Here is a 22,579-nt window from a genome sequence, read left to right on the forward strand (position 1 = left end):
CGGAGATCGGCCGCGCGCTGACCCGCATCGCCCGCGAGATCCTCGAGCGCAACAAGGGCGGCGCGGACCTAGTCCTGCTGGGCATCCCGACGCGGGGGCAGTCGCTCGCGCAGCGGTTCGCCCAGAAGCTCGCCGAGGTCGAGCCGGCCCGTGAGGCGGCCGAACGGGTGGCCCTCGGGGTCGCATGCCCCGGGGTACGCGCCCGGATGCCCTGAAGGGCAGCGCCCGGGGATTCCCGGACGCTGCCCTTCAGGGGCGAAGAGGTACTGACCCGATCGTCCTCAGATCAAGAACGAGCTGAACAGGAAGCCGAACCCCACCGCGAGGGCGATGTTGATGACTCCCGGCACCAGGAACGGGTGGTTGAAGACGTACTTGCCGATCTGCGTCGTGCCCGTGTCGTCCATCTCGACCGCCGCGAGCAGCGTCGGGTAGGTCGGGAGGATGAACAGCGCAGACACCGCGGGGAACGCAGCGACCGCTGCGGCTGGTCCAACTCCGATGAGGAGCGCGGTCGGCATGAGGGCCTTGGTGGTGGCCGCCTGCGAGTAGAGCAGTGCGGAGGCGAGCGCCAGGACCACCGCGAGCATCCACGGGAAGCCGTTCAGGAGGTCGGACGCGGACGCCATGATGGCCTCCTCGTGCGCGTGGACGAAGGTCGTCCCGAGCCAGGCGACACCCAGCACGCAGATGGCGGCGCTCATGCCGGACTTGAAGGTCGAGGCGCCGAGGATGTCGGCGGTCGGGACCTTGCACACCAGGACGATGATGGCCGCGATGCTGAGCATGATCGAAATGATGGCTGCGTCGCGCGGCATGACGGGCTCGGCGATGAGGCCGACCTTGTCCGAGATCAGGGTGGCGTAGGTCATGACCGCCACGAGACCGATGAGGAAGATCAGCACCGAACGCTTGGCGCCCGGCTTCAGCACACGCTGTTCCTTGGCCGCGACGGTGACCGTACCGGCCGCCATCCGGCGCTGGTACTCGGGGTGCGTGTCCAGCGCCGAGTTGCCCCGAATCTTGTCGAACGCGATCATGATCGCGGCCGTGCACATCACCGCGAGGAAGGTGGACGGGATCGCGACGGCTAGCAGCTGGATGTAGTCGACCCCGGTGCCCTCGCTCTCAAGGAGCGACGCCATGAAGACCACCGCGGCGGAGATCGGTGACGCGGTGATCGCGATCTGCGAGGCGACGACGGCGATCGACAACGGCCGGCTCGGCCGGATGTTGTTCTCCTTCGCGACCTCGGTGATGACAGGCATGGTGGAGAACGCTGTGTGACCGGTGCCCGCCATCATCGTCATCAGGAAGGTGATGATCGGCGCGAGGAAGGTCAGGTGCTTGGGATTCTTGCGCAGGATCCGGTCGGCCAGGTCGACCAGGTAGTCCATACCGCCGGCAATCTGCATCGCGGCGATTGCCACAATCACGCTCATGATGATCGAGATCACGTCGAGCGGCATGGCGCCCGGGGTTACCCCGAGCGCAGCAAGCACAAGGACGCCGAGGCCACCGGCGAAACCGATGCCGATCCCGCCAATCCTTGCGCCGAAGAAGATCGCTGCTAGAACAACAGCGAACTGAAGTGCCATCATCATCGTGCCGCCACCACCGTCTTGTTGTCAGAATCGGGGCCGTACAGCGCACCGCGGAATTGCGGGCACATCAGATTCTCCGGAGAGAGCACGTCGTCGAGGGTCGCTTCATCGAGCAGACCCATCTCGAGCACGACCTCGCGGACGTTGCGCCCGGAACGGGCGCACTCCTTACCTACCAGGTCGCCGTTGTGGTGCCCGATCAGCGGGTTGAGGAATGTCACGATGCCAATGGAGTTGAGGACGTAGTTCATGCAGACGTCCGCATTGGCGGTGATTCCATCCACGCACAGGCGGCGAAGGGCCGAGATGGCGTTGCGCAGCAGCGAGACGGACTCGAAGATGCTCTGCGCGATCACGGGTTCCATGACGTTCAGCTGGAGCTGACCAGCCTCGGCCGCCATGGTGACGGTCATGTCGTTGCCGACGACCTTGAAGCACACCTGGTTGACGACCTCGGGGATCACCGGGTTCACCTTCGCCGGCATGATCGAGGATCCGGCCTGCATCTCCGGAAGGTTGATCTCGTTCAGTCCGGCACGAGGACCCGAGGAGAGCAGACGCAGGTCGTTGCAGATCATCCCGACCTTGGCGGCCACGCGCTTGAGAGCGGCGTGCACGGAGATGTAGGCACCGGTGTCCGACGTCGCCTCGATCAAGTTCTCGGACGGTACGACGGGCAGCCCGCTGACGAGGGCGAGGTTCTCCACTGCCCGGGGCGCATATCCGGTCGGGGTGTTGAGCCCCGTCCCGATGGCCGTCGCGCCAAGGTTCACCTCGAGCACGAGCTGCGTCTGGTAGGTGAGGTTGCGGATCTCCTCGCGGACCAGGATCGCAAAGGCCCCGAACTCCTGGCCGAGCGTCATGGGCACGGCGTCCTGCAGCTGGGTGCGCCCCATCTTCAGGACGGAGTCGAACTCCTTCGCCTTCGCTTCGAATGACTCGGCGAGGCTCTCGATCTCGGTCTTCAGTTGCTCGACGACGGTGTACACCGCGATGCGGAAGCCCGTCGGGTACGCGTCGTTCGTCGACTGGCTCTTGTTGACGTGGTCGTTCGGGTTCACGACGTCATAGCGCCCCTTGGGCAGGCCCAGGTGCTCGAGCGCCAGGTTCGCGATGACCTCGTTCGTGTTCATGTTCACCGAGGTCCCTGCGCCGCCCTGGAAGGCGTCGATCGGGAACTGGTCCAGGCAACGGCCCGCGACCAGAACCTCGTCGCAGGCCACCACGATGGCGTCCGCGATGTCCGCCGGAAGCGTCCGCATCTCCTTGTTGGTCAGCGCGCACGCCTTCTTCACCATGACCATCGCCCGGACGAAGTCCGGCGAGTCGCTGATCGCGGTGGGGCTGATCCGGAAGTTCTCCAGAGCCCGCACGGTGTGGACGCCGTAGTACGCCTCTTCGGGAACTTCCTTGGTCCCGAGCAGATCTTCTTCGATCCGTGTGTTCATTGAATTTCCTGCTTCCCTAGCCCAGGCGATGGGATGACCCCACGCTCTGTGGTAATCAGTCGTTGCCGCGGTGCAGCACGGCGCGCAACCGTTCCTTGTTGACGGCGGCGATCGCTGTCAGCGGAATACCGGCGGGGCACACGTCGGCGCATTCCCCGTAGGACGAGCACGGACCGAAATCGAGCTCCATCTCCGTGATCATGGCTCGGGCGCGACGGCCTCGTTCCGCCTTGGTCGTGGGCAGCGCCGCCAGGTGGGCGAGCTTGGAGCCGACGAACAGGTGCGCGGCGCCGTTGGGGCAGGCAGCCACACAGGCGCCGCAGCCGATGCAGGCGGCGAAGTCGAGGGCCATCTCGGCCGCGGCGAAGTCCAGGGCTGCGGCGTCGGCATCGGGAGCGGTGCCAGCGGCGATGGCGACGTGCCCGCCGGCGGTGATCACGCGGTCCAGAGCGCTGCGGTCCACGACAAGGTCGCGGATGACGGGGTAGGCGGCCGAACGCAGCGGTTCGATGCGGATCCGGTCCCCGTCGGAGTACCTCGCGAGCCGCTGGTGGCACGACGGGGTGTTCGGCTGAGCGCCGTGCGGGCGCTCGTCCACAGTGACGCCGCAGGCCCCGCAGATGCCCTCGCGGCAGTCGGACTCGAAGGCGATCGGGTCCGCGCCGGACTCCACGAGCTGCTCGTTGAGGCGGTCGAGGAGCTCGACGACACTCATCTCTGCGGTGGCGTCCAGCACCTCGTAGGTCTCGAGGCGGCCGGGCCCGGCCGGGTTGTCCTGCCGCCACACGTCCAAGGTCAGCTTCATCGGTAGTTCCTCTTCTGCAACGGGACGGCATCGAAGCTCAGCGGCTCGTGGTGGCGCACGAAGGTCCCGTCGCCGGGCGCCTCCCACGCGGAGACGAAGGCCCAGAGCTCGTCGTCACGGGCGGCCTCGCCGTCGACCTGGTGCTCGCCGCGGAAGTGCGCTCCGCAGGACTCCTCCCGGTCAAGGGCGTCGACGCACATGAGCTCGGCGAGCTCGAGGTAGTCGGCGACTCGGCCGGCCCGTTCGAGCTCCTGGTTGAGGTGGTCCCCGGTCCCCGCCACGCGCAGCTCGGTCCAGAACCGCTCCCGCAGCTCGCGGATCGCCGTGATCGCCGTGGTCAGCGTCTCGGCGGTGCGATGGACCCCGCAGCCGGCGTAGAGGATGTCCCCGAGCAGCCGGTGGAAGTAGGTCGGGCCGTGCTGGCCGTCGACCGCCAGCAGGGAGTCGACCCGGCTCCGCGCCCGGGCGAGGGCCTCGCGTGCGGCGGGCCCGTCGTCGGCAAGGCGAGGCTGGCCGAGCAACGGGGCGAGGTAGTTGGGGATGGAGTAGGGGAGGGTGAACCAGCCGTCCACGCACGCGGAGAGCAGCGAGTTCGCACCGAGGCGGTTGGCGCCGTGGTACCCCCATCCGGCCTCACCGCCCACGAACAGGCCCGGGATGGAGGTCATCTGGTTGTAGTCGGACCACAGCCCACCCATCGTGAAGTGCGCCCCGGGGGCGATGCGCATCGGCACCTTGTACGGGTCCTCGCCGGTGGCGTGGGTATACATCTCGAAGAGGTTGCCGTAGCGCTCGGCGATCTTCGCCGCGCCCAGTCGGGCGATCGCGTCGCGGAAGTCGAGGTAGACGCTGTTCTTGAGCGGCCCGACGCCCCGCCCCGCGGTGATCTGTTCGCTCGCGTTGCGCGAGGCGACGTCGCGGGGGGTGAGGTTGCCGAAGGTGGGGTACCGGCGCTCGAGGTAGTAGTCGCGCTCGCCCTCGGGAATGTCGTTCGGGGCGCGCTCGTCGCCGGGAGCCAGCGGCACCCAGATGCGGCCGTCGTTGCGCAGCGACTCGCTCATGAGGATCGTCTTGGACTGCCACCGTGAGCTCACCGGCAGCGCGGTCGGGTGGAACTGGATGAAGGACGGGGAAGCGAAGAGCGCCCCGCGCTGAGTCGCGCGCCACGCGGCCGAGGCGTTGGAGTTCTTGGCCAGGGTGGAGAAGTAGAAGACGTTCCCGTAGCCACCGGTGGCCAGAACGACGGCGTCGGCCGTGTGGGACGTGATCTCCCCGGTGAGCAGGTTGCGCATGATGACGCCACGTGCGCGGCCGTCGTCGATGATGAGGTCGAGCATCTCGTGGCGGGTGCGCAGGGTGACCGTGCCGGCATCGACCTGGCGCAGGAGCGCCTGGGCGCTGGCGACCTGGAGCTGCTGGCCGGTCTGGCCGCGGGTGTAGTAGGTGCGCGAGACCTGGACGCCGCCGAAGGAGCGGGTGGCCAGCGCGCCGCCGTACTCGCGGGCGAAGGGCGCCCCGATCGCGTTCAGGTGGTCGATCACGCGGACGGACTCTTCGCCGAGGCGGAAGGCGTCGACCTCGCGGCCGCGGAAGTCCCCGCCCTTGACGGTGTCGGTGACGAAGCGCTCGATCGAGTCGTTGTCGACCTTGCGGGCACGGGCGGCGTTGATGCCGCCCTGCGCGGCGACCGAGTGTGCCCGACGTGGCGCGTCGTGATACGTGAAGGAGTGCACGTCGTAGCCCAGCTCGCCCAACGCCGCGGCGGCGCCGGACCCGGCAAGGCCCGTGCCGACCACGATGATCTTGAACTTGCGGCGGTTGGCCGGGTTGACGAGCTTGTAGGCGAGCTTGCGGCGGGCCCAGGCGGTCGCCGGTGAGCCGTCCGGGACGCGGCCGTCGAGGACGTCGCCGGTGGTGACGCCGGGGACCCGGGAGGCAGGCGTGTCGTAGGTCTCGGGGGCGCTGGATGCTGTGGTGGTCATTTCACGATCCCGGTGAGTACGGCGATGGGAATGAGGATGTTGCCGAGCAGGATCGCCAGGGCCATCGCCCCGCCCACGGCGAAGGCGACCGCGCGGAGGCGCTTGCCGGTCATGCCGAGGTCGTGCACGACGGTGACCAGGCCGTGGGCCAGGTGCAGGAACAGCGTGAGCAACGCGACGATGTAGAAGGCCGAGGAGGCCGGGCGCTGGAAGCTCGCGATGAGGTTCTGGTAGGCGAAGGACGCCTCCGTGGTCCCGGCGGTGTAGGTCTCGGGCGCGACGCCGGTGGTCCCGATGGTGAGATCCATCAGGTGGAACCCGACGAAGGCGAAGAGCACGATGCCGGTGACGAGCATGTTGCGTCCGGCGAAGGTCTTGAGCGGCATGCGCTTACGGGCGACTTTCCCGCGGGAGGCGCGGGCGCGTCTTTTGAGCAGGACGGCGGCGACGACGTGCGCCACGAAGGAGGCGCCCAGGACGACCCGCAGGATCCACAGGACGCCATTCCACGGGAGGAACGGCTCCAGGATCGTGTGCAGCCAATGCGCATACTCATTAAAATGTTCTGCGCCGGTAAAAACCTTGAGGTTGCCGAACATGTGCACCAAAAGGAACAGCGCGAAGATGGTGCCGGTCACGGCCATCACGACCTTGAGCACCCACGACGGGACCGCGGGGGCCTTCCGGATGCGAGCGTTCGTGACGCGGCCGGTGGCCAGGGCCGCGGGGTCGGAGCCTGGAAGGGTGGCGGGCCCGGCCTCTGCGCCGGGGGTGATTGGGGACGGCATCGGGCTCCCTCATGGCTGCGTTCGGCGCTGCGTCTGCTGCGTGCTTGATAAGTTATGAGTAGGAATCCGGATCGGATTAGGACTTTCAGCCTGAGGCCGGGTGAAATGCGAGGGCCGAATATCGCTATAAATGCAGAAAAGGACGTCCTGCTGCCGGCGCATTCCTGGCCGCTCGGTCGTGCGTCCGCGCGGCGTGTCCTGCTCCCAGCTCCGAGCCCGGGCCGGGAGCCTCGGGCGGAGCGCCCTTCGTAGACGGCGAGATTCCCGCGACCTGCACGCCCGTGAGACGGCCGGTCGGGGCGGGCAGCAGCCGGGTAGGATCGGCGACCGAGATCGACATTCCTTTAAGTGCCGTCCGGTGAGGCGGGGAAGGAGGTCGCCAGATGAGCTCTGGCACCGGTGCGCCCGCAGAGGGCGCCGCAGGATCGACCGTGGTGCTCGGCGAGGCAGAGATCGCCCGCGCACTGACCCGTATCGCGCACGAGGTCCTCGAACGGAACAAGGGCGGCTCCGACGTCGTCCTGCTGGGGATACCCACCCGTGGGCTGCCGCTCGCGCAGCGGCTTGCCACGCGGCTTGCCGAGGTCGAGCCTGGCCTGGACGAGTCGGCGCTCGTCGGGAGCCTCGACGTGACGATGTACCGCGACGACCTGGCCCATCACCCCACCAGGGTCATCGGTGCGACGAACGTCCCGCACGACGGGATCGACGGCAAGGTCGTGGTGCTCGTCGACGACGTGCTCTACTCCGGCCGAACGATCCGTGCCGCGCTCGACGCGATCAACGACCTCGGACGACCACGCGCGGTGCAGCTCGCCGTGCTCGTCGACCGGGGACACCGCGAGCTGCCCATCCGCCCCGACTTCGTGGGCAAGAACCTGCCGACCTCCACCTCGGAGCGCGTGCGGGTGCTGCTCGCGGAGACCGACGGCCAGGACGCCGTCCTCATCTCCGGAGGCGCCCGATGAAGCACCTGCTCTCAGCCCAGGACCTCGACCGCGCCACCGCGATCCGCGTGCTCGACACCGCGGGCCAGATGGCCGCGACCCAGTCGCGGGAGATCAAGAAGCTGCCCACGTTGCGCGGGCGCACCGTCGTCAACCTCTTCTTCGAGGACTCGACGCGCACGCGCATCTCGTTCGAGACGGCCGCGAAGCGGCTCTCGGCCGACGTCATCAACTTCTCGGCCAAGGGGTCGAGCGTGTCCAAGGGCGAGTCGCTCAAGGACACCGCGCAGACCCTGCAGGCCATGGGCGCCGACGCGGTCGTCATCCGCCACCATGCCTCCGGGGCGCCGCACATGCTGGCCCACTCGGGCTGGACGGACGGCGCTGTGGTGAACGCGGGCGACGGCACCCACCAGCACCCCACCCAGGCGCTGCTCGACGCGTACACGATCCGCCGGCACCTCGTGGGCGACGGTGGGCGCGCGGACGTGACGGGCCGCGACCTGGACGGCCTCCGGGTCGTGATCGTCGGCGACGTGCTCCACAGCCGGGTGGCGCGGTCCAACGTGCAGCTGCTGCACACGCTGGGCGCCCAGGTGACCCTCGTGGCGCCGCCCACCCTGGTGCCCGTGGGCGTCGAGGCGTGGCCGGCGCAGGTGTCCTACGACCTCGACGCGGTGCTGGCCGACGAGCAGCCCGACGCCGTGATGATGCTCCGCGTGCAACGCGAGCGGATGTCCACGGCGGGCGGCGGCTTCTTCCCCAGCCCGGTCGAGTACTCCCGCGGGTACGGGCTCGACGGCCGCCGGCTGCGGGCCCTGGCCGACCACGCCATCGTCATGCACCCGGGCCCGATGAACCGCGGCCTGGAGATCTCGGCGGAGGCGGCCGACTCGCCGCGGGCCGTGATCGTCGAGCAGGTCGCCAACGGTGTGGCCGTGCGGATGGCGGTGCTGTACATGCTCCTCGCCGGGGAGCAGACGACGAACGTGAAGGTGGAGGCAGCGTGAGCACGAGGTACCTGCTCCGGGCGGTGGCGCCGCTGGGCGGAGACGCGGTGGACGTGCTGCTGGCCGACGGGGTGATCGCCGCGATCGGCGCCGACGCCTCCGCCGAGGCAGGCCCGGACGCGATCGAGGTGGACGGCGCGGGGCTGGTGCTCCTGCCGGGCCTGGTCGACCTGCACACCCACCTGCGCGAGCCGGGCCGCGAGGACGCCGAGACGGTGCTCTCGGGGACCCGCGCCGCGGCCCTCGGGGGCTTCACCGCGGTCCACGCGATGGCCAACACCACGCCGACGCAGGACACGGCGGGCGTCGTCGAGCAGGTCTGGCGACTGGGCCGGGACGCCGGCTGGGTCGACGTGCGGCCCGTCGGCGCGGTGAGCGTCGGGCTGGAGGGCGAGCAGCTCGCCGAGCTCGGCGCGATGGCCGGCTCCGCCGCCCGCGTGCGGGTCTTCTCCGACGACGGCAAGTGCGTGCACGACCCGGTGCTGATGCGCCGCGCGCTCGAGTACACCAAGGCCTTCGACGGCGTGGTGTCCCAGCACTCGCAGGAGCCGCGCCTGACCGCGGGCGCCCAGATGCACGAGGGCGTCGTCTCGGCCGAGATCGGCCTGGCCGGCTGGCCCGCCGTCGCGGAGGAGGCGATCATCGCCCGTGACGTGCTGCTCGCCGAGCACGTCGGCGCGCGACTGCACGTGTGCCACCTGTCCACCGCGGGGTCGGTGGAGATCATCCGCTGGGCGAAGTCGCGGGGGATCGACGTGACCGCCGAGGTCACGCCCCACCACCTGATGCTCACCGACGAGGAGGCCCGGGGCTACGACCCGGTGTTCAAGGTGAACCCGCCGCTGCGCACGGCCGCCGACGTCGAGGCGGTCCGGGCGGGCCTGGCCGACGGGACGATCGACATCGTGGCCACCGACCACGCGCCGCACCCGCGCGAGGACAAGGACTGCGAGTGGGCCGCCGCCGCGTTCGGCATGACCGGCCTGGAGACCGCGCTGTCGGTGGTGCAGGAGGCGATGGTCGACACCGGCCGCATGACCTGGGCCGATGTCGCACGCGTCCTGTCGAGCACGCCGGCGGCGATCGGCCGGGTCGAGGACCAGGGCCGCCCGCTCGCAGTGGGCGAGCCTGCCAACCTCACGCTGGTCGACCCCGCGGCACGGCGCACGGTGGTCCCCGAGGAGCAGGGGACCGCGAGCGCGAACTCCCCGTTCCGTGGCCGGCAGCTGCCGGGCGCGGTGGTCGCCACCTTCCTGCGGGGGCGTGCCACGGTGCTCGACGGGCGCCCTCAGGACGACCCGGACGGCAGCCTGCGCGCCGCCGGGCGCGAGGCGACGGTCTGATGCGGCAGGCCCTCACGATCGGCGCCCTCCTGGCCCTGGGCCTGCTGGCGCTGTGGCTCATGCGGCGCGGGTGGCGCAACCGTGGCGAGCGCACGGCCGCGGTGGTGCCGGATCTTCCGGAGGCGCCCGCGGACGGTGTGCGCGGTCCGGCGCTCACCGGGCCGATGGAGGCGACGTACGTCTCGTCGACGCGTTCGGGCGACTGGCTGGACCGCGTGGTCGCGCACGACCTGGGCGTGCGGAGCAGCGCTGAGGCGCAGGTCTTCGGCCAGGGCGTCCTGATCGCTCGTCGCGGGGCCCCGGACATCTGGGTCCCGGCGCACGCGCTGCGGGCGGTCGGGTCCACGTCAGGCATGGCCGGCAAGTACGTCGGGGGCGACGGGATCGTCGTCCTCACCTGGGCCCCGGACGGCGACGAGCGCGGGCTCGACACCGGTGTGCGGCCCCGCCGCGCCGAGGACCGTATCCGCCTCCTCGAGGCGTCCCGAGAACTGATCGACCCGGCGTCCCCCGCCACGAAGGAGCAGCAATGACCGACGCAGTCCTGATCCTGGAGGACGGGCGGACCTTCCGGGGGCGTGCCTACGGCGCCACCGGGTCCACCGTTGGGGAGATCGTCTTCAACACCGGGATGACCGGGTACCAGGAGACGCTCACCGACCCGAGCTACCACCGCCAGGTGGTGGTGATGACCGCCCCGCACATCGGCAACACCGGTGTGAACGACGACGACCCGGAGTCGGGCCGCATCTGGGTGGCCGGCTACGTGGTGCGCGACCCCGCGCGCCGCGCGTCGAGCTGGCGCGCGCAGCGGACGCTGGACGAGGAGCTCGAGGCGCAGGGCGTCGTGGGGATCAGCGACGTCGACACCCGCGCGCTGACCCGTCACTTGCGCGAGCGCGGCGTGATGCGCGGGGGCGTCTTCTCCGGCGACGCGCTGCTCGGCGAGGACGGCGCGCGCCTGCCCGACGACGCGCTGCTGGCGGCGGTCCTGGCCGCTCCGGCGATGCAGGGGGCCGACCTGGCGGGGGAGGTCTCGACGTCCGAGGCGTACGTGGTCGAGGCCCTCGGGCCGGATGGCGGGCCGCTAGCGGAGCCGGTGGCCACGGTCGCCGCGGTGGACCTGGGCATCAAGTCGATGACGCCGCAGCGGATGGCGGAGCGCGGGATCCGGGTGCACGTGCTCCCCGCGACCTCGAGCATCGAGGATGTGCTGGCGACTGGGGCCGACGGGGTCTTCTTCTCCAACGGCCCGGGCGACCCGGGCGCGGCGACCCACGAGGTGGAGCTGCTCCGGGAGGTTCTCGACCGGCGCATCCCGTTCTTCGGGATCTGCTACGGCAACCAGCTGCTGGGCCGCGCGCTGGGCTACGGCACCTACAAGCTCGGCTACGGCCACCGCGGCGTGAACCAGCCTGTGGTGGACCGCCTGACCGGCAAGGTGGAGATCACCGCGCACAACCACGGCTTCGCGGTGGACGCGCCGCTGGACGGCGAGTCCACGGCGCCGCACGACGGCGGCCGGTACGGCCGGGTCGTGGTCTCCCACGTGAACCTGAACGACGACGTCGTCGAGGGCCTGTCCGCCCTCGACCTGCCGGCCTTCTCGGTGCAGTACCACCCTGAGGCCGCCGCGGGCCCGCACGACGCCGCGTACCTCTTCGACCGTTTCCTCGAGCTCATGCACACCACGGGTGCGCAGAAGGGTGCCGACCGCTGATGCCCCGTCGCACAGACATCTCCAGCGTTCTCGTGATCGGCTCTGGGCCGATCGTCATCGGGCAGGCGTGCGAGTTCGACTACTCCGGCACGCAGGCCTGCCGTGTGCTCCGGGACGAGGGCATCCGGGTCGTCCTGGTGAACTCGAACCCCGCCACGATCATGACCGACCCGGAGTTCGCGGACGCCACGTACGTCGAGCCGATCACCCGTGAGGTCCTGACCTCGATCATCGCCAAGGAGCGCCCGGACGCGGTGCTGGCGACCCTGGGCGGGCAGACGGCGCTGAACGCGGCCATCGAGCTCGACGAGGCCGGCGTCCTCGAGGAGTACGGCGTCGAGCTGATCGGCGCGAACATCGCGGCCATCCAGAAGGGCGAGGACCGCCAGCAGTTCAAGGAGGTCGTGGAGGTCTGCGGCGGGGAGAGCGCCCGCTCGGAGATCATCCACACCGTCGAGGAGGCCGTCGCGGCGGCCGAGGTGCTCGGCTACCCGATGGTGGTGCGCCCCTCGTTCACGATGGGCGGGCTCGGCTCGGGCATGGCCTACGACGAGGCGGACCTGCGCCGCATCGTCGGCCAGGGCCTGCACTACTCGCCGACCACCGAGGTGCTCCTGGAGGAGTCGATCCTCGGCTGGAAGGAGTTCGAGCTCGAGCTCATGCGCGACAAGGCCGACAACGTGGTCGTCGTGTGCTCGATCGAGAACGTGGACCCGGTCGGCGTGCACACCGGCGACTCGGTCACGGTGGCGCCCGCGCTGACGCTGACCGACCGCGAGTTCCAGCGCATGCGCGACATCGGCATCGCGATCATCCGCGAGGTCGGCGTGGACACCGGCGGCTGCAACGTGCAGTTCGCGATCCACCCCGACACCGGGCGGATCATCGTCATCGAGATGAACCCGCGCGTCTCGCGCTCCTCCGCCCTGGCGTCCAAGGCCACCGGCTTCCCGATCGCGAAGATCGCGGCCCGCCTGGCCATCGGCTACACGCTCGACGAGATCCCCAACGACATCACCGGCTCCACGCCTGCGTCCTTCGAGCCGACGCTCGACTACGTGGTCGTCAAGGTGCCGCGGTTCGCCTTCGAGAAGTTCCCGGCGGCTGACGACACGCTGACCACGACCATGAAGTCGGTCGGCGAGGCGATGGCGCTGGGCCGCAACTACACCGAGGCGCTGGGCAAGGCGATGCGGTCGATCGACAAGAAGGGCTCGGTCTTCCACTGGGACGGCGAGCCCGCCTCCGGAGAGGCGCTCGAGTCCCTCCTGGCGTCGTTGACCCGCCCGACCGAGGGCCGCCACGTCGACGTGCAGCAGGCGCTGCGCGCCGGGGCGAGCGTCGAGGACGTGTACGCGCTCACGGGCATCGACCCGTGGTTCCTCGACCAGGTGGCGCTGGTCAACGAGGTGGCCCAGGCCACGGCCGACGCGCCGGCGCTGACCGCCGACGTGCTCGCGCACGCCAAGCGGCACGGGCTCTCGGACGTCCAGGTCGCCTCCCTGCGCGGCGTCACCGAGGACGAGGTGCGCCGCACCCGGCATGCCGTGGGGGTCCGCCCGGTCTACAAGACCGTGGACACCTGCGCCGCCGAGTTCGAGGCCCGCACGCCGTACCACTACTCGTCCTACGACGAGGAGACCGAGGTCGCCCCCCGCGAGCGCCCGGCCGTCCTCATCCTGGGCTCGGGCCCCAACCGCATCGGGCAGGGCATCGAGTTCGACTACTCGTGCGTGCACGCCGCGCTCGCCCTCAAGGGCGAGTACGAGACCGTCATGGTCAACTGCAACCCCGAGACGGTCTCCACGGACTACGACACCTCGGACCGGCTGTACTTCGAGCCGCTGACCTTCGAGGACGTCCTCGAGGTCTACGAGGCAGAGCTGGCCGCCGGGCCGGTGGCCGGGATCATCGTGCAGCTCGGAGGGCAGACGCCCCTGTCGCTGGCGCAGCGGTTGGCGGACGCCGGCCTGCCGATCCTCGGCACGTCGCCGTCGGCCATCGACGCCGCGGAGGACCGTGGCGCCTTCGGCGCGGTGCTCGCCGAGGCGGGCCTGCCCGCGCCGGCGTTCGGCACCGCGACGACCCTCGAGGCGGCCCGTGAGACCGCCCGGGACATCGGCTTCCCGGTCCTTGTGCGCCCGTCGTACGTGCTGGGCGGGCGGGGCATGGAGATCGTCTACGACGACGCCCAGCTCACCGAGTACGTCGAGCGCGCCCTCGAGGCGGCGGTGGACCACACCGGTCGGGCCGGCGCGCTGCCGCCCCTGCTCATCGACCGCTTCCTCGACGACGCGATCGAGATCGACGTCGACGCCCTCTACGACGGCCATGAGCTGTTCTTGGGCGGCGTCATGGAGCACATCGAGGAGGCCGGGATCCACTCGGGCGACTCGGCGTGCGTGCTGCCGCCGGTGACGCTGTCCACCTCGGAGCTCGAGCGCATCCGCCGCTCCACCGAGGCCATCGCCCACGGCGTGGGGGTGCGCGGCCTGCTCAACATCCAGTTCGCGCTCGTCTCGGACGTCCTGTATGTGCTCGAGGCGAACCCGCGCGCCTCGCGCACCGTGCCGTTCGTCTCCAAGGCGACGGGGGTCTCGCTGGCCAAGGCGGCCGCCCTGGTCATGACGGGCCACACGATCGCCGACCTGCGCGCCTCAGGGGTGCTGCCGGCGGCCGACGCCAGTGTGCTGGACCTCCACGCGCCCATCGCGGTCAAGGAGGCGGTGCTGCCCTTCAAGCGCTTCCGCACCACCGACGGCACCGTTGTCGACACCGTGCTCGGGCCGGAGATGCGCTCCACCGGCGAGGTGATGGGCTTCGACGTGGACTTCCCCACGGCGTTCGCCAAGTCGCAGGCGGCGGCTTTCGGCGGTCTGCCGACCTCCGGCGCGGCGTTCATCTCGGTGGCCGACCGGGACAAGCGCTCGATCGTCTTCCCGGTGAAGCGGCTGGCCGAGCTGGGATTCGAGATCCTCGCCACCGAGGGCACCGCCGCCGTGCTGCGCCGCAGCGGCATCGACTCCCGGGTCGTGCGCAAGCACTCGTCGGGGCGGGGGGCCGCGGGGGAGCCCACCATCGTGGACCTGATCACCCAGGGCCTGGTGGACATCGTGGTGAACACCCCGTCCGGGCAGGGCGCCCGCGCGGACGGCTACGAGATCCGGGCGGCGACCACCGCGGCGGACAAGGCGATCGTCACGACAGTGCAGCAGCTGGGCGCCGCGGTGCAGGGCATCGAGGCCGCCCTCGCCGGGCCGTTCCAGGTGACCAGCCTCCAGGAGCACGACGCCGCGGCCCTTGTGCGGCGCTCGGCGGTCACGGGGACGAGCGGCGCCGGTGGCGCCGCGTCGTTCGCGGGATCGGTGGCCTGATGGCCGCCGCGTTCGGCGCCCGGCTCGCCGAGGCCATGGACGCGCACGGCCCGCTCTGCGTGGGCATCGACCCGCACCCCGGGCTCCTGGCGGCCTGGGGCCTGCCCGACGACGCCTCAGGGCTGGCCGCGTTCGCGCGCACGGTCATGGAGGCGGTGGGGGGCCGCGTGGCGGCCGTCAAGCCGCAGTCAGCCTTGTTCGAGCGGCACGGCTCGGCGGGGGTCGCGGTGCTCGAGGAGGTCGTCGCCGCGGGGCGCGCCACCGGGACGCTCGTGATCGTCGACGCCAAGCGGGGGGACATCGGCTCGACCATGGCCGCCTACGCCGACGCCTACCTGCGGGATGGGTCGCCGCTCGCCGGGGACGCGCTCACCGTCTCCCCGTTCCTCGGCTTCGGCTCGCTGGAGCCGGCGGTCGAGGCTGCACGGGCGACCGGGCGGGGATTGTTCGTGCTGGCGCTCACCTCCAACCCCGAGGGCGCGAGCGTGCAGCACGCCCGGGACGCGAGCGGGGTCTCCGTCGCCGCGGCGATCGCCGGCCAGGCGCGCCTGCTCAACGAGCGTGAGACAGCGGCATCGGGCGCGGAGCTGGGCTCTGTGGGACTGGTGGTGGGCGCCACCATCGGGTCCGCGGCCCACGACGCCGGCGTCGACCTGGCCGCCGTCCGGGGGCCGCTCCTGGCCCCCGGTGTGGGCGCCCAGGGCGCCGGCGCCGCCGAGCTCGCGGCCGTCTTCGGGCCCGCGCGGCGGGCGGTTCTGGCCTCGTCCTCGCGCGGTGTCCTGGCCGCCGGGCCGGACCGGGAGGCCCTGCGCCGGGCCGCGGAGCGCGCCTGCGCGGAGGCGGCCGCGGCGCTTCGTTGACGTTCGCGTTGCCGACCTGTGCGAATGCTCGCTAGGTTCGGTGGACGATCACGTCCCACTGACGAGAAGGTGACTCGAGTGGCTCTTCCACCGCTGACTCCAGAACAACGCGCCGCAGCTCTAGAGAAGGCCGCCGCCGCGCGGCAGGCACGTGCCGAGGTGAAGAACCGGCTGAAGTACTCGCAGGGGACTCTCTCGGAGGTGATCGCCCAAGGACACGAGGACGACACCATCGGCAAGCTCAAGGTCGTCGCCCTGCTCGAGTCCCTTCCCGGGGTCGGCAAGGTCAAGGCCAGGGCCATCATGTCCGAGGTCGGCATCTCCGAGACGCGCCGCGTGCGCGGCCTGGGCCCGCACCAGATCAAGGCGCTGGTCGACCGGTTCGGGTGAGGTAGCGTCAGTGGTTCCCCCCAACCACTGGCCCAGGAGTGCTGCAACGCCATGACGACGACGCCCGCCCGGCTCACCGTTCTCGCCGGACCGACCGCCGTCGGAAAGGGCACCGTGTCCGCCGACGTCCGGCAGCGGTACCCGGATCTGTGGCTCTCCGTGTCTGCGACGACGAGGTCGCCGAGGCCCGGGGAGGTCGAGGGGGTCCACTACCACTTCGTGTCTGGCGCGGAGTTCGACTCGATGGTCGAGCGCGGCGACATGCTCGAGTGGGCCGTGGTGCACGGGCGCAACCGCTACGGCACCCCGCGGGGCCCCGTCGAGCAGCACCTCGCGGCAGGTGAGCCGGTGCTCCTCGAGCTCGACCTCCAGGGCGCGCGGCAGGTGCGCGCGAGCATGCCGGACGCCCAGTTCATCTTCCTCGCGCCGCCGAGCTGGGACGAGCTGGTCCGCCGGCTGGTCGGCCGGGGGACCGAGGACGCCGAGGAGCGCGAGCGGCGCCTGCAGACAGCGCGCGTCGAGCTCGCGGCCGAGCCCGAGTTCGACCACACGATCATCAACGACGACGTCCAGCGGGCCACCGACGAGCTGGTCCACCTGATGGGACTGCCGACCGGGTAGCATGGCCTCAGTCCCACCCCTGCAACGTGCGGAGTTCACCGTGTCCGGAACCGTCGCCGCCCCAGTCGGCATCACTGACCCGCCCATCGACCAGCTGCTCGAGCGCGCCGACTCCAAGTACGCGCTCGTCATCTACTCGGCCAAGCGCGCGCGCCAGATCAACGCGTACTACTCGCAGCTCAACGAGGGCCTCCTGGAGTACGTCGGCCCGCTCGTCGAGACGCGCCCGCAGGAGAAGCCCCTGTCGATCGCCATGCGCGAGATCGACGGCGGCCTCCTGACGGTCGAGTCGACCGAGGCCTGAGCCGCCTCGCCCCCCGGGCAGGCGCCACGGCGGCGGACCACATGCGCATCGTCCTCGGCGTCTCCGGCGGCATCGCCGCCTACAAGTCCGCCCTGCTGCTGCGCCTGCTCACCGAGGCGGGCCATGACGTCCGGGTGGTCCCCACCCGCGCGTCGCTCGAGTTCGTCGGCGCCGCGACCTGGGAGGCGCTGTCCGGGCACCCGGTGAGCACCGAGGTCTTCGAGGACGTCGCGCACGTCCCGCACGTCGCGCTGGGCAAGTCGGCGGACCTCGTGGTGGTGGCCCCCGCGACCGCCGACCTGTTGTCGCGCGCAGCCACCGGGCGCGCTGACGACCTGCTCACCGCGACGCTGCTCACGGCCCGCTGCCCCGTGCTGCTCGTGCCCGCGATGCACACCGAAATGTGGGAGCACCCCGCCACCGTGGCGAATGTGCGCACGCTGCGCGAGCGCGGGGCGCACGTGCTCGAGCCCGCCTCCGGCCGCCTGACCGGCGCGGACACGGGCCCGGGCCGGATGCCCGACCCCGAGGTGGTGGCCGCCGCGGCGCTCGCGCTCGTGGACCCGGCGCCGGACGCGCCCCCGCAGGACCTCGCCGGGAGGCACGTGGTCGTCTCCGCCGGGGGCACCCGTGAGCCGCTGGACCCCGTGCGCTACCTGGGCAACCGCTCCTCGGGCCGCCAGGGCCACGCCCTGGCGCAGGCCGCCCGGCGCCGCGGCGCCCGGGTGACGTTGGTCGCCGCGAACGTGGGCCTGCCCGCGCTCGAGGGCGTCGAGACCGTGGCGGTCGAGACGACCGAGCAGCTGCGGGATGGCGTCCGCTCCGCCGCGAAGGACGCCGACGCGGTGGTCATGGCCGCCGCCGTGGCGGACTACCGTCCGGAGGCGAGCGCCACCTCCAAGATCAAGAAGTCGGGCGACGACCCGCTCGTCCTGCGCCTCGTGCAGAACCCCGACATCCTCGCCGAGCTCGCCTCCGAGCGACTCCGGCCGGGACAGGTCATCGTGGGGTTCGCCGCCGAGACCGGCGACGACGGCGCCTCGGTGCTCGACCATGGCCGGGCCAAGGCGCTGCGCAAGGGCGCCGACCTGATGGTCGTCAACGCGGTGGGCGAGGGCCGCGGATTCGGCACGACGGACAACGAGGTCACGATCCTCGACCGCGACGCCGAGATCGTCGCCACGGCCAGTGGGTCGAAGGACACAGTCGCCGACGCTGTCTGGGATGCGGTACTCGCACATCTGTGAGGCCTGCCCGCATTAGGCTGTTCGCCATGACCGAGCCCGACATGCGTCTGTTCACCTCCGAGTCCGTCACGGAAGGTCACCCGGACAAGATCTGCGACCAGATCTCCGACGCGATCCTCGACGCGATCCTCGAGCAGGACCCGGCGGCGCGCGTGGCCGTGGAGACCATGGTCACCACGGGTCTGGTGCATGTCGCGGGCGAGGTCACGACCAGCGCGTACGTGGAGATCCCGCAGGTCGTGCGCCAGGTGGTCCGGGGCATCGGGTACACCTCCTCGCACATCGGATTCGACGGCGACTCGTGCGGTGTGTCCGTGTCGATCGGGCAGCAGTCGCCCGACATCGCCCAGGGCGTCGACAAGGCCCTCGAGGCGCGGCAGGACACCGCCGACCACGACCCGCTCGACCTGCAGGGCGCCGGCGACCAGGGGCTCATGTTCGGCTATGCCAGCAACGACACCCCCACGCTGCTGCCCCTGCCGATCTTCCTCGCCCACCGGCTCGCCGAGCAGCTCGCCGAGGTCCGCAAGTCCGGGGTCGTCCCGCGGCTGCGCCCCGACGGCAAGACCCAGGTCACCATCGGGTACGAGGGCGACCGGGCCGTGCGGCTCGACACCGTGGTCCTTTCCACCCAGCACGACCCCGACCTGAACCTCGAGGCCGTGCTCGCGCCGGCCATCGCCGAGCACGTCGTGGCGCCGGTGCTGGCCGGGCTCGACATGGACCTCGACGTGCGGGGGCACCGCCTGCTGGTCAACCCCACCGGGACGTTCGTGGTCGGCGGCCCCCAGGGCGACGCTGGCCTCACCGGCCGCAAGATCATCGTCGACACCTACGGCGGCATGGCCCGCCACGGCGGCGGCGCCTTCTCGGGCAAGGACCCCTCGAAGGTGGACCGGTCCGCCGCGTACGCGATGCGCTGGGTCGCCAAGAACGTCGTCGCCGCCGGGCTCGCGAGCCGCTGCGAGGTGCAGGTCGCCTACGCCATCGGCAAGGCGCAGCCCGTGGGCCTGTACGTCGAGACGTTCGGCACCGAGACCGTCCCGCTCGACCGCATCACGCGCGCCATCCGGGACGTCTTCGACCTGCGCCCGGCCGCGATCATCCGCGACCTCGACCTGCTGCGGCCGATCTACCAGCGCACCGCCGCCTACGGTCACTTCGGGCGGGAGCTGCCCGAGTTCACCTGGGAGCGCACCGACCGGGTCGCGGACCTGCTCTCCGCCGTCGGCTGAGCGCTCGGAGCGACGGTCGACGGCCGGATCGAGGAGGTCGTGGCAGCAACGCTCGGGAGGTTGAGAGGTGCCGGTGGACGGAGAGGGCGTCGCTCAGGGTGAGCAGCTGACCCTGCTCGACCTGCCCGCCGCGCCGGCGCCCAAGGGCCGTGCCCGGCTTGCCCGCGACGGGGTCCAGCCCGCCGCCGAGCTGCCGGTCGCCCGGGTGTGCGTCGACCTGCCGCCCGCCCACCTGGACCGGCCGTTCGAGTACGTGGTGCCCGCCGCGCTGAGCGACGCCGCGCAGCCCGGCACCCGGGTCAAGGTGCGGTTCGGCGGCCAGGATGTCGACGGCTACCTGCTCGAGCGCGCGGAGCAGGCGGAGCACGAGGGAACGCTGGCGCCGCTGCGCCGGGTCGTCTCGCCCGAGAGGGTCCTGACCCCGGAGGTGCGGGTGCTCGCACGAGCGGTCGCCGACCGTTACGCGGGGACACTCGCCGACGTGCTGCGCCTGGCGATCCCGGCGCGGCACGCCCGAGTCGAGGGCGCCCCCGCGGAGGCCCCACCCGCCACCGCGACTGCGGACGCCGACCGTGCCGACGCGCCCCGCCCCACGGTCGACGCCGAGCCGCCCTCCCGCGCGCCGGCGCCCTCGACCGCGTGGCAGCCCTACCGCGGTGGCCCGGCGTTCCTGCAGCACCTGACCGCCGGCGGCGCGCCGCGGGCTGTGCTGTCCGCGCTGCCTGGGCCAGCCGGGCAGCGTTGGCCCGACGCCCTCGCGCAGGCGGCCGCCGCGTGCGTCGCGGGCGGACGCGGGGTGCTGATCGTCGTCCCCGACGCCCGCGACGTCGTGCGGGTGTGCGAGGCCCTCGAGGCGTCGGGCATCGGCCCCTGGGCGGGCGGCGCCACGGGCGGGTTCGTCCGGCTCCTCGCCGATGACGGTCCGGCGCCCCGCTACCGCGCCTTCCTCGCCGCCCTGCGCGGCCAGGCCCGCGTCGTGGTGGGAACCCGTGCGGCGGCCTTCGCCCCGGTGGCCGATCTCGGCCTGGTGGTCTGCTGGGACGACGGCGACGACCTGCACGTGGAGCCGCGGACGCCGCACCCGCACGTGCGCGAGGTCCTCGCCCTGCGCGCGGCCCAGCAAGAGGCCGCCTTCCTGCTCGCCGGGCACGGCCGCACCGTCGAGGCACAGGCACTGGTCGAGCGCGGGTGGGCGCGGGAGGTGGCGGCCGAGCGGGCCGTGGTCCGCGCCCGCACCCCGCAGGTCCGCGCCCTGACCAGCGTCGAGCTCGCCCGCGAGGGGGCGGCTGGCGCCGCGCGGCTCCCCAGCCCGGCCATCCGCCTGATCCGCGAGCGCCTCGAGGCTGGCCCGGTGCTGGTCCAGGTGCCGCGCGCGGGGTACCTGCCGGTCGTGGCCTGCGGGAGGTGCCGCGCGGTCGCGCGGTGCGGAGCCTGCCACGGCGCCCTCGCGCTGGCGTCCGCGCAAGCGGTCCCGCAGTGCCAGTGGTGCGGGCGCCTCGCGACGGGCTGGCGGTGCCCCGAGTGCGGCGACGGCGGGTTGCGCTCGGTGCGTGTGGGCTCGGATCGCACGGCAGAGGAGCTGGGCCGGGCGTTCCCCGGGGTGGCGGTGCGGTCCTCAGGCGCCCGTGCCGCGACAGGCGTCCTCGCGACAGTCCCCGACTCGCCGGCGCTCGTGGTCGCCACGACCGGCGCGGAGCCGGTGTGCGAGGCGGGCTATGCGGCGGCCGTGCTGCTGGACGCGGGCGTCGGCTCGACGTCGACCTCGCTGAGCGCGGGCGAGGACGCGGTGCGCCGCTGGCTCGCCGCCGCGGCCCTGGTTCGGCCGCACGGAGAGGGTGGCGTGGTCGCGCTCGTCGGAGACGGCGCGCCCGGCCCCACGCAGGCGCTGGTCCGCTGGGACCCCGCAGGACTGGCCGCACGCGATCTGCTCGAGCGCCAGACGCTGGCGCTGCCCCCGGTCGTCCGGGTGGCCGCCGTGACCGGGACGCGCGAGGCAGTGCAGGCCGTCGTCGACCGCCTCGAGCTGCCGCCCGGCGGGGGGGTGCTGGGGCCTGTGCCGGTCGTCGGCGGGTCCTCGCAGATCGGCGTGGCGCGACGTGCGGGCGCAGCGCGCGGCGCCGCCCAAGAGACGCTCGACGCCGAGGTGCGGGTGCTGATCCGCGCCCCGCTCGCGGAGGGCCAGGCGATGGCCCGCACCCTCGCGGCGTCGCTCGCGGTGCGCAGCGCGCGCCATGAGGGCGGGATCGTCCGGGCGCAGGTGGACCCGGCGGAGATGCTGTGACGCGCGACCGGTCGCCGATCGAGGCGGTCGTCTTCGACCTGGGCAACGTCCTCGTCCAGTGGGACCCGTACCTCCCGTTCACGGGCCGCCTGACCCGGGACGAGGTCGACGCGCTCTTCGACGAGGTGGACTTCGCCGCGTTCAACCACCTGCAGGACGCTGGCCGGCCGTGGGCTGAGGCGCTCCAGGCGGTGCGCGAGCGCCACCCGCGTCACCTGGCGGCCCTGACCCTGTACCGCGACAACTTCGCGGCCTCGCTGCCCGGGCCGGTGCCGGGATCAGCCGCCGTGGTCGCGGACCTGCGGGCGGCGGGGGTGCGGCTGCTCGGGCTGACCAACTGGTCTGCCGAGACGTTCCACCACGCGGCGCCCGCGGCGCCGGCCATCGACCTGCTCGAGGACGTCCTGGTCTCCGGGGAGGTCTTGCTGGCGAAGCCGGACCCGCGGATCTTCCAGCTGCTCGCGGACCGGTTCCGGCTGGTCCCGTCCCGGACGGTGTTCGTGGACGACTCCCCGGCGAACGTCGCCGCGGCGTCAGGGGAGGGGTTCGACGCGGTGCTGTTCACCGGCGCGACGGCGCTGCGGGGGGACCTGGCGGCTCGCGGCCTGCCGGTGTGACGC

19 protein-coding genes and 1 pseudogene are annotated in these 22,579 nt (G+C 71.9%); 15 read left to right on the forward strand and 5 right to left on the reverse strand.

Features of this window, described 5'->3' with window-relative positions; translation table 11 throughout:
- Positions 1 to 5: 5 nt before the first annotated feature.
- Positions 6 to 158: pseudogene (locus tag NP064_RS07980) on the forward strand (bifunctional pyr operon transcriptional regulator/uracil phosphoribosyltransferase PyrR); the annotation flags it as partial.
- A gap of 123 nt (positions 159 to 281) precedes the next feature.
- Here the strand turns inward: NP064_RS07980 and NP064_RS07985 are convergent.
- The 5 genes from NP064_RS07985 to NP064_RS08005 are packed head-to-tail and all read right to left on the reverse strand — an operon-like array spanning position 282 to position 6,627.
- On the reverse strand, positions 282 to 1,604 hold the full coding sequence (locus NP064_RS07985) for an anaerobic C4-dicarboxylate transporter (RefSeq protein ID WP_284439692.1): 1,323 nt from the start codon (positions 1,602 to 1,604) through the stop codon (positions 282 to 284).
- Entirely contained in the window at positions 1,601 to 3,052 is a 1,452-nt protein-coding gene (gene aspA / locus NP064_RS07990; RefSeq protein WP_227569094.1) for an aspartate ammonia-lyase, read from the reverse strand. The genes NP064_RS07985 and aspA overlap by 4 nt, the downstream gene beginning before the upstream one ends.
- 55 nt (positions 3,053 to 3,107) lie before the next feature.
- A complete protein-coding gene (locus NP064_RS07995) occupies positions 3,108 to 3,857 on the reverse strand; it encodes a succinate dehydrogenase/fumarate reductase iron-sulfur subunit (RefSeq protein WP_227569095.1) in 750 nt (249 codons plus the stop codon).
- A complete protein-coding gene (locus NP064_RS08000; protein ID WP_227569096.1) occupies positions 3,854 to 5,839 on the reverse strand; it encodes a fumarate reductase/succinate dehydrogenase flavoprotein subunit in 1,986 nt (661 codons plus the stop codon). The genes NP064_RS07995 and NP064_RS08000 overlap by 4 nt, the downstream gene beginning before the upstream one ends.
- Positions 5,836 to 6,627, reverse strand: coding sequence for a succinate dehydrogenase cytochrome b subunit (locus NP064_RS08005; RefSeq protein ID WP_227569097.1), 792 nt, complete (start codon positions 6,625 to 6,627; stop codon positions 5,836 to 5,838). Before NP064_RS08005 ends, NP064_RS08000 begins: the two co-directional genes overlap by 4 nt.
- A 383-nt stretch (positions 6,628 to 7,010) precedes the next feature.
- Between NP064_RS08005 and pyrR the strand changes: the two genes are divergently transcribed.
- From pyrR to NP064_RS08075, 14 genes are all read left to right on the forward strand, one after another.
- Positions 7,011 to 7,595: a bifunctional pyr operon transcriptional regulator/uracil phosphoribosyltransferase PyrR gene (pyrR, locus tag NP064_RS08010; protein WP_227569099.1), complete on the forward strand. Its 585-nt coding sequence runs from the start codon at positions 7,011 to 7,013 to the stop codon at positions 7,593 to 7,595.
- Positions 7,592 to 8,584 carry an aspartate carbamoyltransferase catalytic subunit gene (locus NP064_RS08015; RefSeq protein ID WP_227569100.1) on the forward strand — a complete coding sequence of 331 codons (993 nt, stop codon included), beginning with the start codon at positions 7,592 to 7,594 and terminating at the stop codon, positions 8,582 to 8,584. The genes pyrR and NP064_RS08015 overlap by 4 nt, the downstream gene beginning before the upstream one ends.
- Positions 8,581 to 9,927: a dihydroorotase gene (locus NP064_RS08020; RefSeq protein WP_227569102.1), complete on the forward strand. Its 1,347-nt coding sequence runs from the start codon at positions 8,581 to 8,583 to the stop codon at positions 9,925 to 9,927. The genes NP064_RS08015 and NP064_RS08020 overlap by 4 nt, the downstream gene beginning before the upstream one ends.
- Entirely contained in the window at positions 9,927 to 10,460 is a 534-nt protein-coding gene (locus NP064_RS08025) for a PH-like domain-containing protein (protein WP_227569103.1), read from the forward strand. The genes NP064_RS08020 and NP064_RS08025 overlap by 1 nt, the downstream gene beginning before the upstream one ends.
- On the forward strand, positions 10,457 to 11,647 hold the full coding sequence (gene carA / locus NP064_RS08030) for a glutamine-hydrolyzing carbamoyl-phosphate synthase small subunit (protein ID WP_227569104.1): 1,191 nt from the start codon (positions 10,457 to 10,459) through the stop codon (positions 11,645 to 11,647). The genes NP064_RS08025 and carA overlap by 4 nt, the downstream gene beginning before the upstream one ends.
- The gene (gene carB / locus NP064_RS08035) at positions 11,647 to 15,021 is read left to right on the forward strand and encodes a carbamoyl-phosphate synthase large subunit (protein WP_227569105.1); all 3,375 of its coding nucleotides are present in this window, start codon (positions 11,647 to 11,649) and stop codon (positions 15,019 to 15,021) included. The genes carA and carB overlap by 1 nt, the downstream gene beginning before the upstream one ends.
- Positions 15,021 to 15,881: an orotidine-5'-phosphate decarboxylase gene (gene pyrF / locus NP064_RS08040; protein WP_227569107.1), complete on the forward strand. Its 861-nt coding sequence runs from the start codon at positions 15,021 to 15,023 to the stop codon at positions 15,879 to 15,881. The genes carB and pyrF overlap by 1 nt, the downstream gene beginning before the upstream one ends.
- 78 nt (positions 15,882 to 15,959) lie before the next feature.
- Positions 15,960 to 16,271: an integration host factor, actinobacterial type gene (mihF, locus tag NP064_RS08045; protein WP_227569109.1), complete on the forward strand. Its 312-nt coding sequence runs from the start codon at positions 15,960 to 15,962 to the stop codon at positions 16,269 to 16,271.
- A 51-nt stretch (positions 16,272 to 16,322) separates the two neighbouring features.
- The gene (gene gmk, locus NP064_RS08050) at positions 16,323 to 16,892 is read left to right on the forward strand and encodes a guanylate kinase (protein ID WP_227569110.1); all 570 of its coding nucleotides are present in this window, start codon (positions 16,323 to 16,325) and stop codon (positions 16,890 to 16,892) included.
- Between the two features lie 40 nt (positions 16,893 to 16,932).
- Entirely contained in the window at positions 16,933 to 17,196 is a 264-nt protein-coding gene (gene rpoZ, locus NP064_RS08055) for a DNA-directed RNA polymerase subunit omega (RefSeq protein ID WP_227569111.1), read from the forward strand.
- Positions 17,197 to 17,237: 41 nt separating this feature from the next.
- Positions 17,238 to 18,443 (forward strand): bifunctional phosphopantothenoylcysteine decarboxylase/phosphopantothenate--cysteine ligase CoaBC, encoded by a 1,206-nt coding sequence (coaBC, locus tag NP064_RS08060; RefSeq protein ID WP_227569112.1) that lies wholly within the window; start codon positions 17,238 to 17,240, stop codon positions 18,441 to 18,443.
- 26 nt (positions 18,444 to 18,469) lie between these two features.
- Positions 18,470 to 19,678, forward strand: coding sequence for a methionine adenosyltransferase (gene metK, locus NP064_RS08065; protein ID WP_227569114.1), 1,209 nt, complete (start codon positions 18,470 to 18,472; stop codon positions 19,676 to 19,678).
- A 67-nt stretch (positions 19,679 to 19,745) separates the two neighbouring features.
- Positions 19,746 to 21,959, forward strand: a complete 2,214-nt coding sequence (locus tag NP064_RS08070; RefSeq protein ID WP_227569115.1) for a primosomal protein N' — start codon at positions 19,746 to 19,748, stop codon at positions 21,957 to 21,959.
- Positions 21,956 to 22,576, forward strand: a complete 621-nt coding sequence (locus tag NP064_RS08075) for an HAD family hydrolase (RefSeq protein WP_227569116.1) — start codon at positions 21,956 to 21,958, stop codon at positions 22,574 to 22,576. Before NP064_RS08070 ends, NP064_RS08075 begins: the two co-directional genes overlap by 4 nt.
- Positions 22,577 to 22,579 lie beyond the last annotated feature (3 nt).

This window comes from Cellulomonas chengniuliangii (assembly GCF_024508335.1).
Lineage (GTDB): Bacteria > Actinomycetota > Actinomycetes > Actinomycetales > Cellulomonadaceae > Cellulomonas_A > Cellulomonas_A chengniuliangii.

Bases quoted from the DNA above. Each gene is read 5' to 3' on its own strand.
- NP064_RS07985 (WP_284439692.1), bottom strand. From the start codon at position 1,604: ATGATGATGGCACTTCAGTTCGCTGTTGTTCTAGCAGCGATCTTCTTC.
- aspA (WP_227569094.1), bottom strand. From the start codon at position 3,052: ATGAACACACGGATCGAAGAAGATCTGCTCGGGACCAAGGAAGTTCCC.
- NP064_RS07995 (WP_227569095.1), bottom strand. From the start codon at position 3,857: ATGAAGCTGACCTTGGACGTGTGGCGGCAGGACAACCCGGCCGGGCCC.
- NP064_RS08000 (WP_227569096.1), bottom strand. From the start codon at position 5,839: ATGACCACCACAGCATCCAGCGCCCCCGAGACCTACGACACGCCTGCC.
- NP064_RS08005 (WP_227569097.1), bottom strand. From the start codon at position 6,627: ATGCCGTCCCCAATCACCCCCGGCGCAGAGGCCGGGCCCGCCACCCTT.
- pyrR (WP_227569099.1), top strand. From the start codon at position 7,011: ATGAGCTCTGGCACCGGTGCGCCCGCAGAGGGCGCCGCAGGATCGACC.
- NP064_RS08015 (WP_227569100.1), top strand. From the start codon at position 7,592: ATGAAGCACCTGCTCTCAGCCCAGGACCTCGACCGCGCCACCGCGATC.
- NP064_RS08025 (WP_227569103.1), top strand. From the start codon at position 9,927: ATGCGGCAGGCCCTCACGATCGGCGCCCTCCTGGCCCTGGGCCTGCTG.
- carA (WP_227569104.1), top strand. From the start codon at position 10,457: ATGACCGACGCAGTCCTGATCCTGGAGGACGGGCGGACCTTCCGGGGG.
- carB (WP_227569105.1), top strand. From the start codon at position 11,647: ATGCCCCGTCGCACAGACATCTCCAGCGTTCTCGTGATCGGCTCTGGG.
- pyrF (WP_227569107.1), top strand. From the start codon at position 15,021: ATGGCCGCCGCGTTCGGCGCCCGGCTCGCCGAGGCCATGGACGCGCAC.
- gmk (WP_227569110.1), top strand. From the start codon at position 16,323: ATGACGACGACGCCCGCCCGGCTCACCGTTCTCGCCGGACCGACCGCC.
- coaBC (WP_227569112.1), top strand. From the start codon at position 17,238: ATGCGCATCGTCCTCGGCGTCTCCGGCGGCATCGCCGCCTACAAGTCC.
- metK (WP_227569114.1), top strand. From the start codon at position 18,470: ATGACCGAGCCCGACATGCGTCTGTTCACCTCCGAGTCCGTCACGGAA.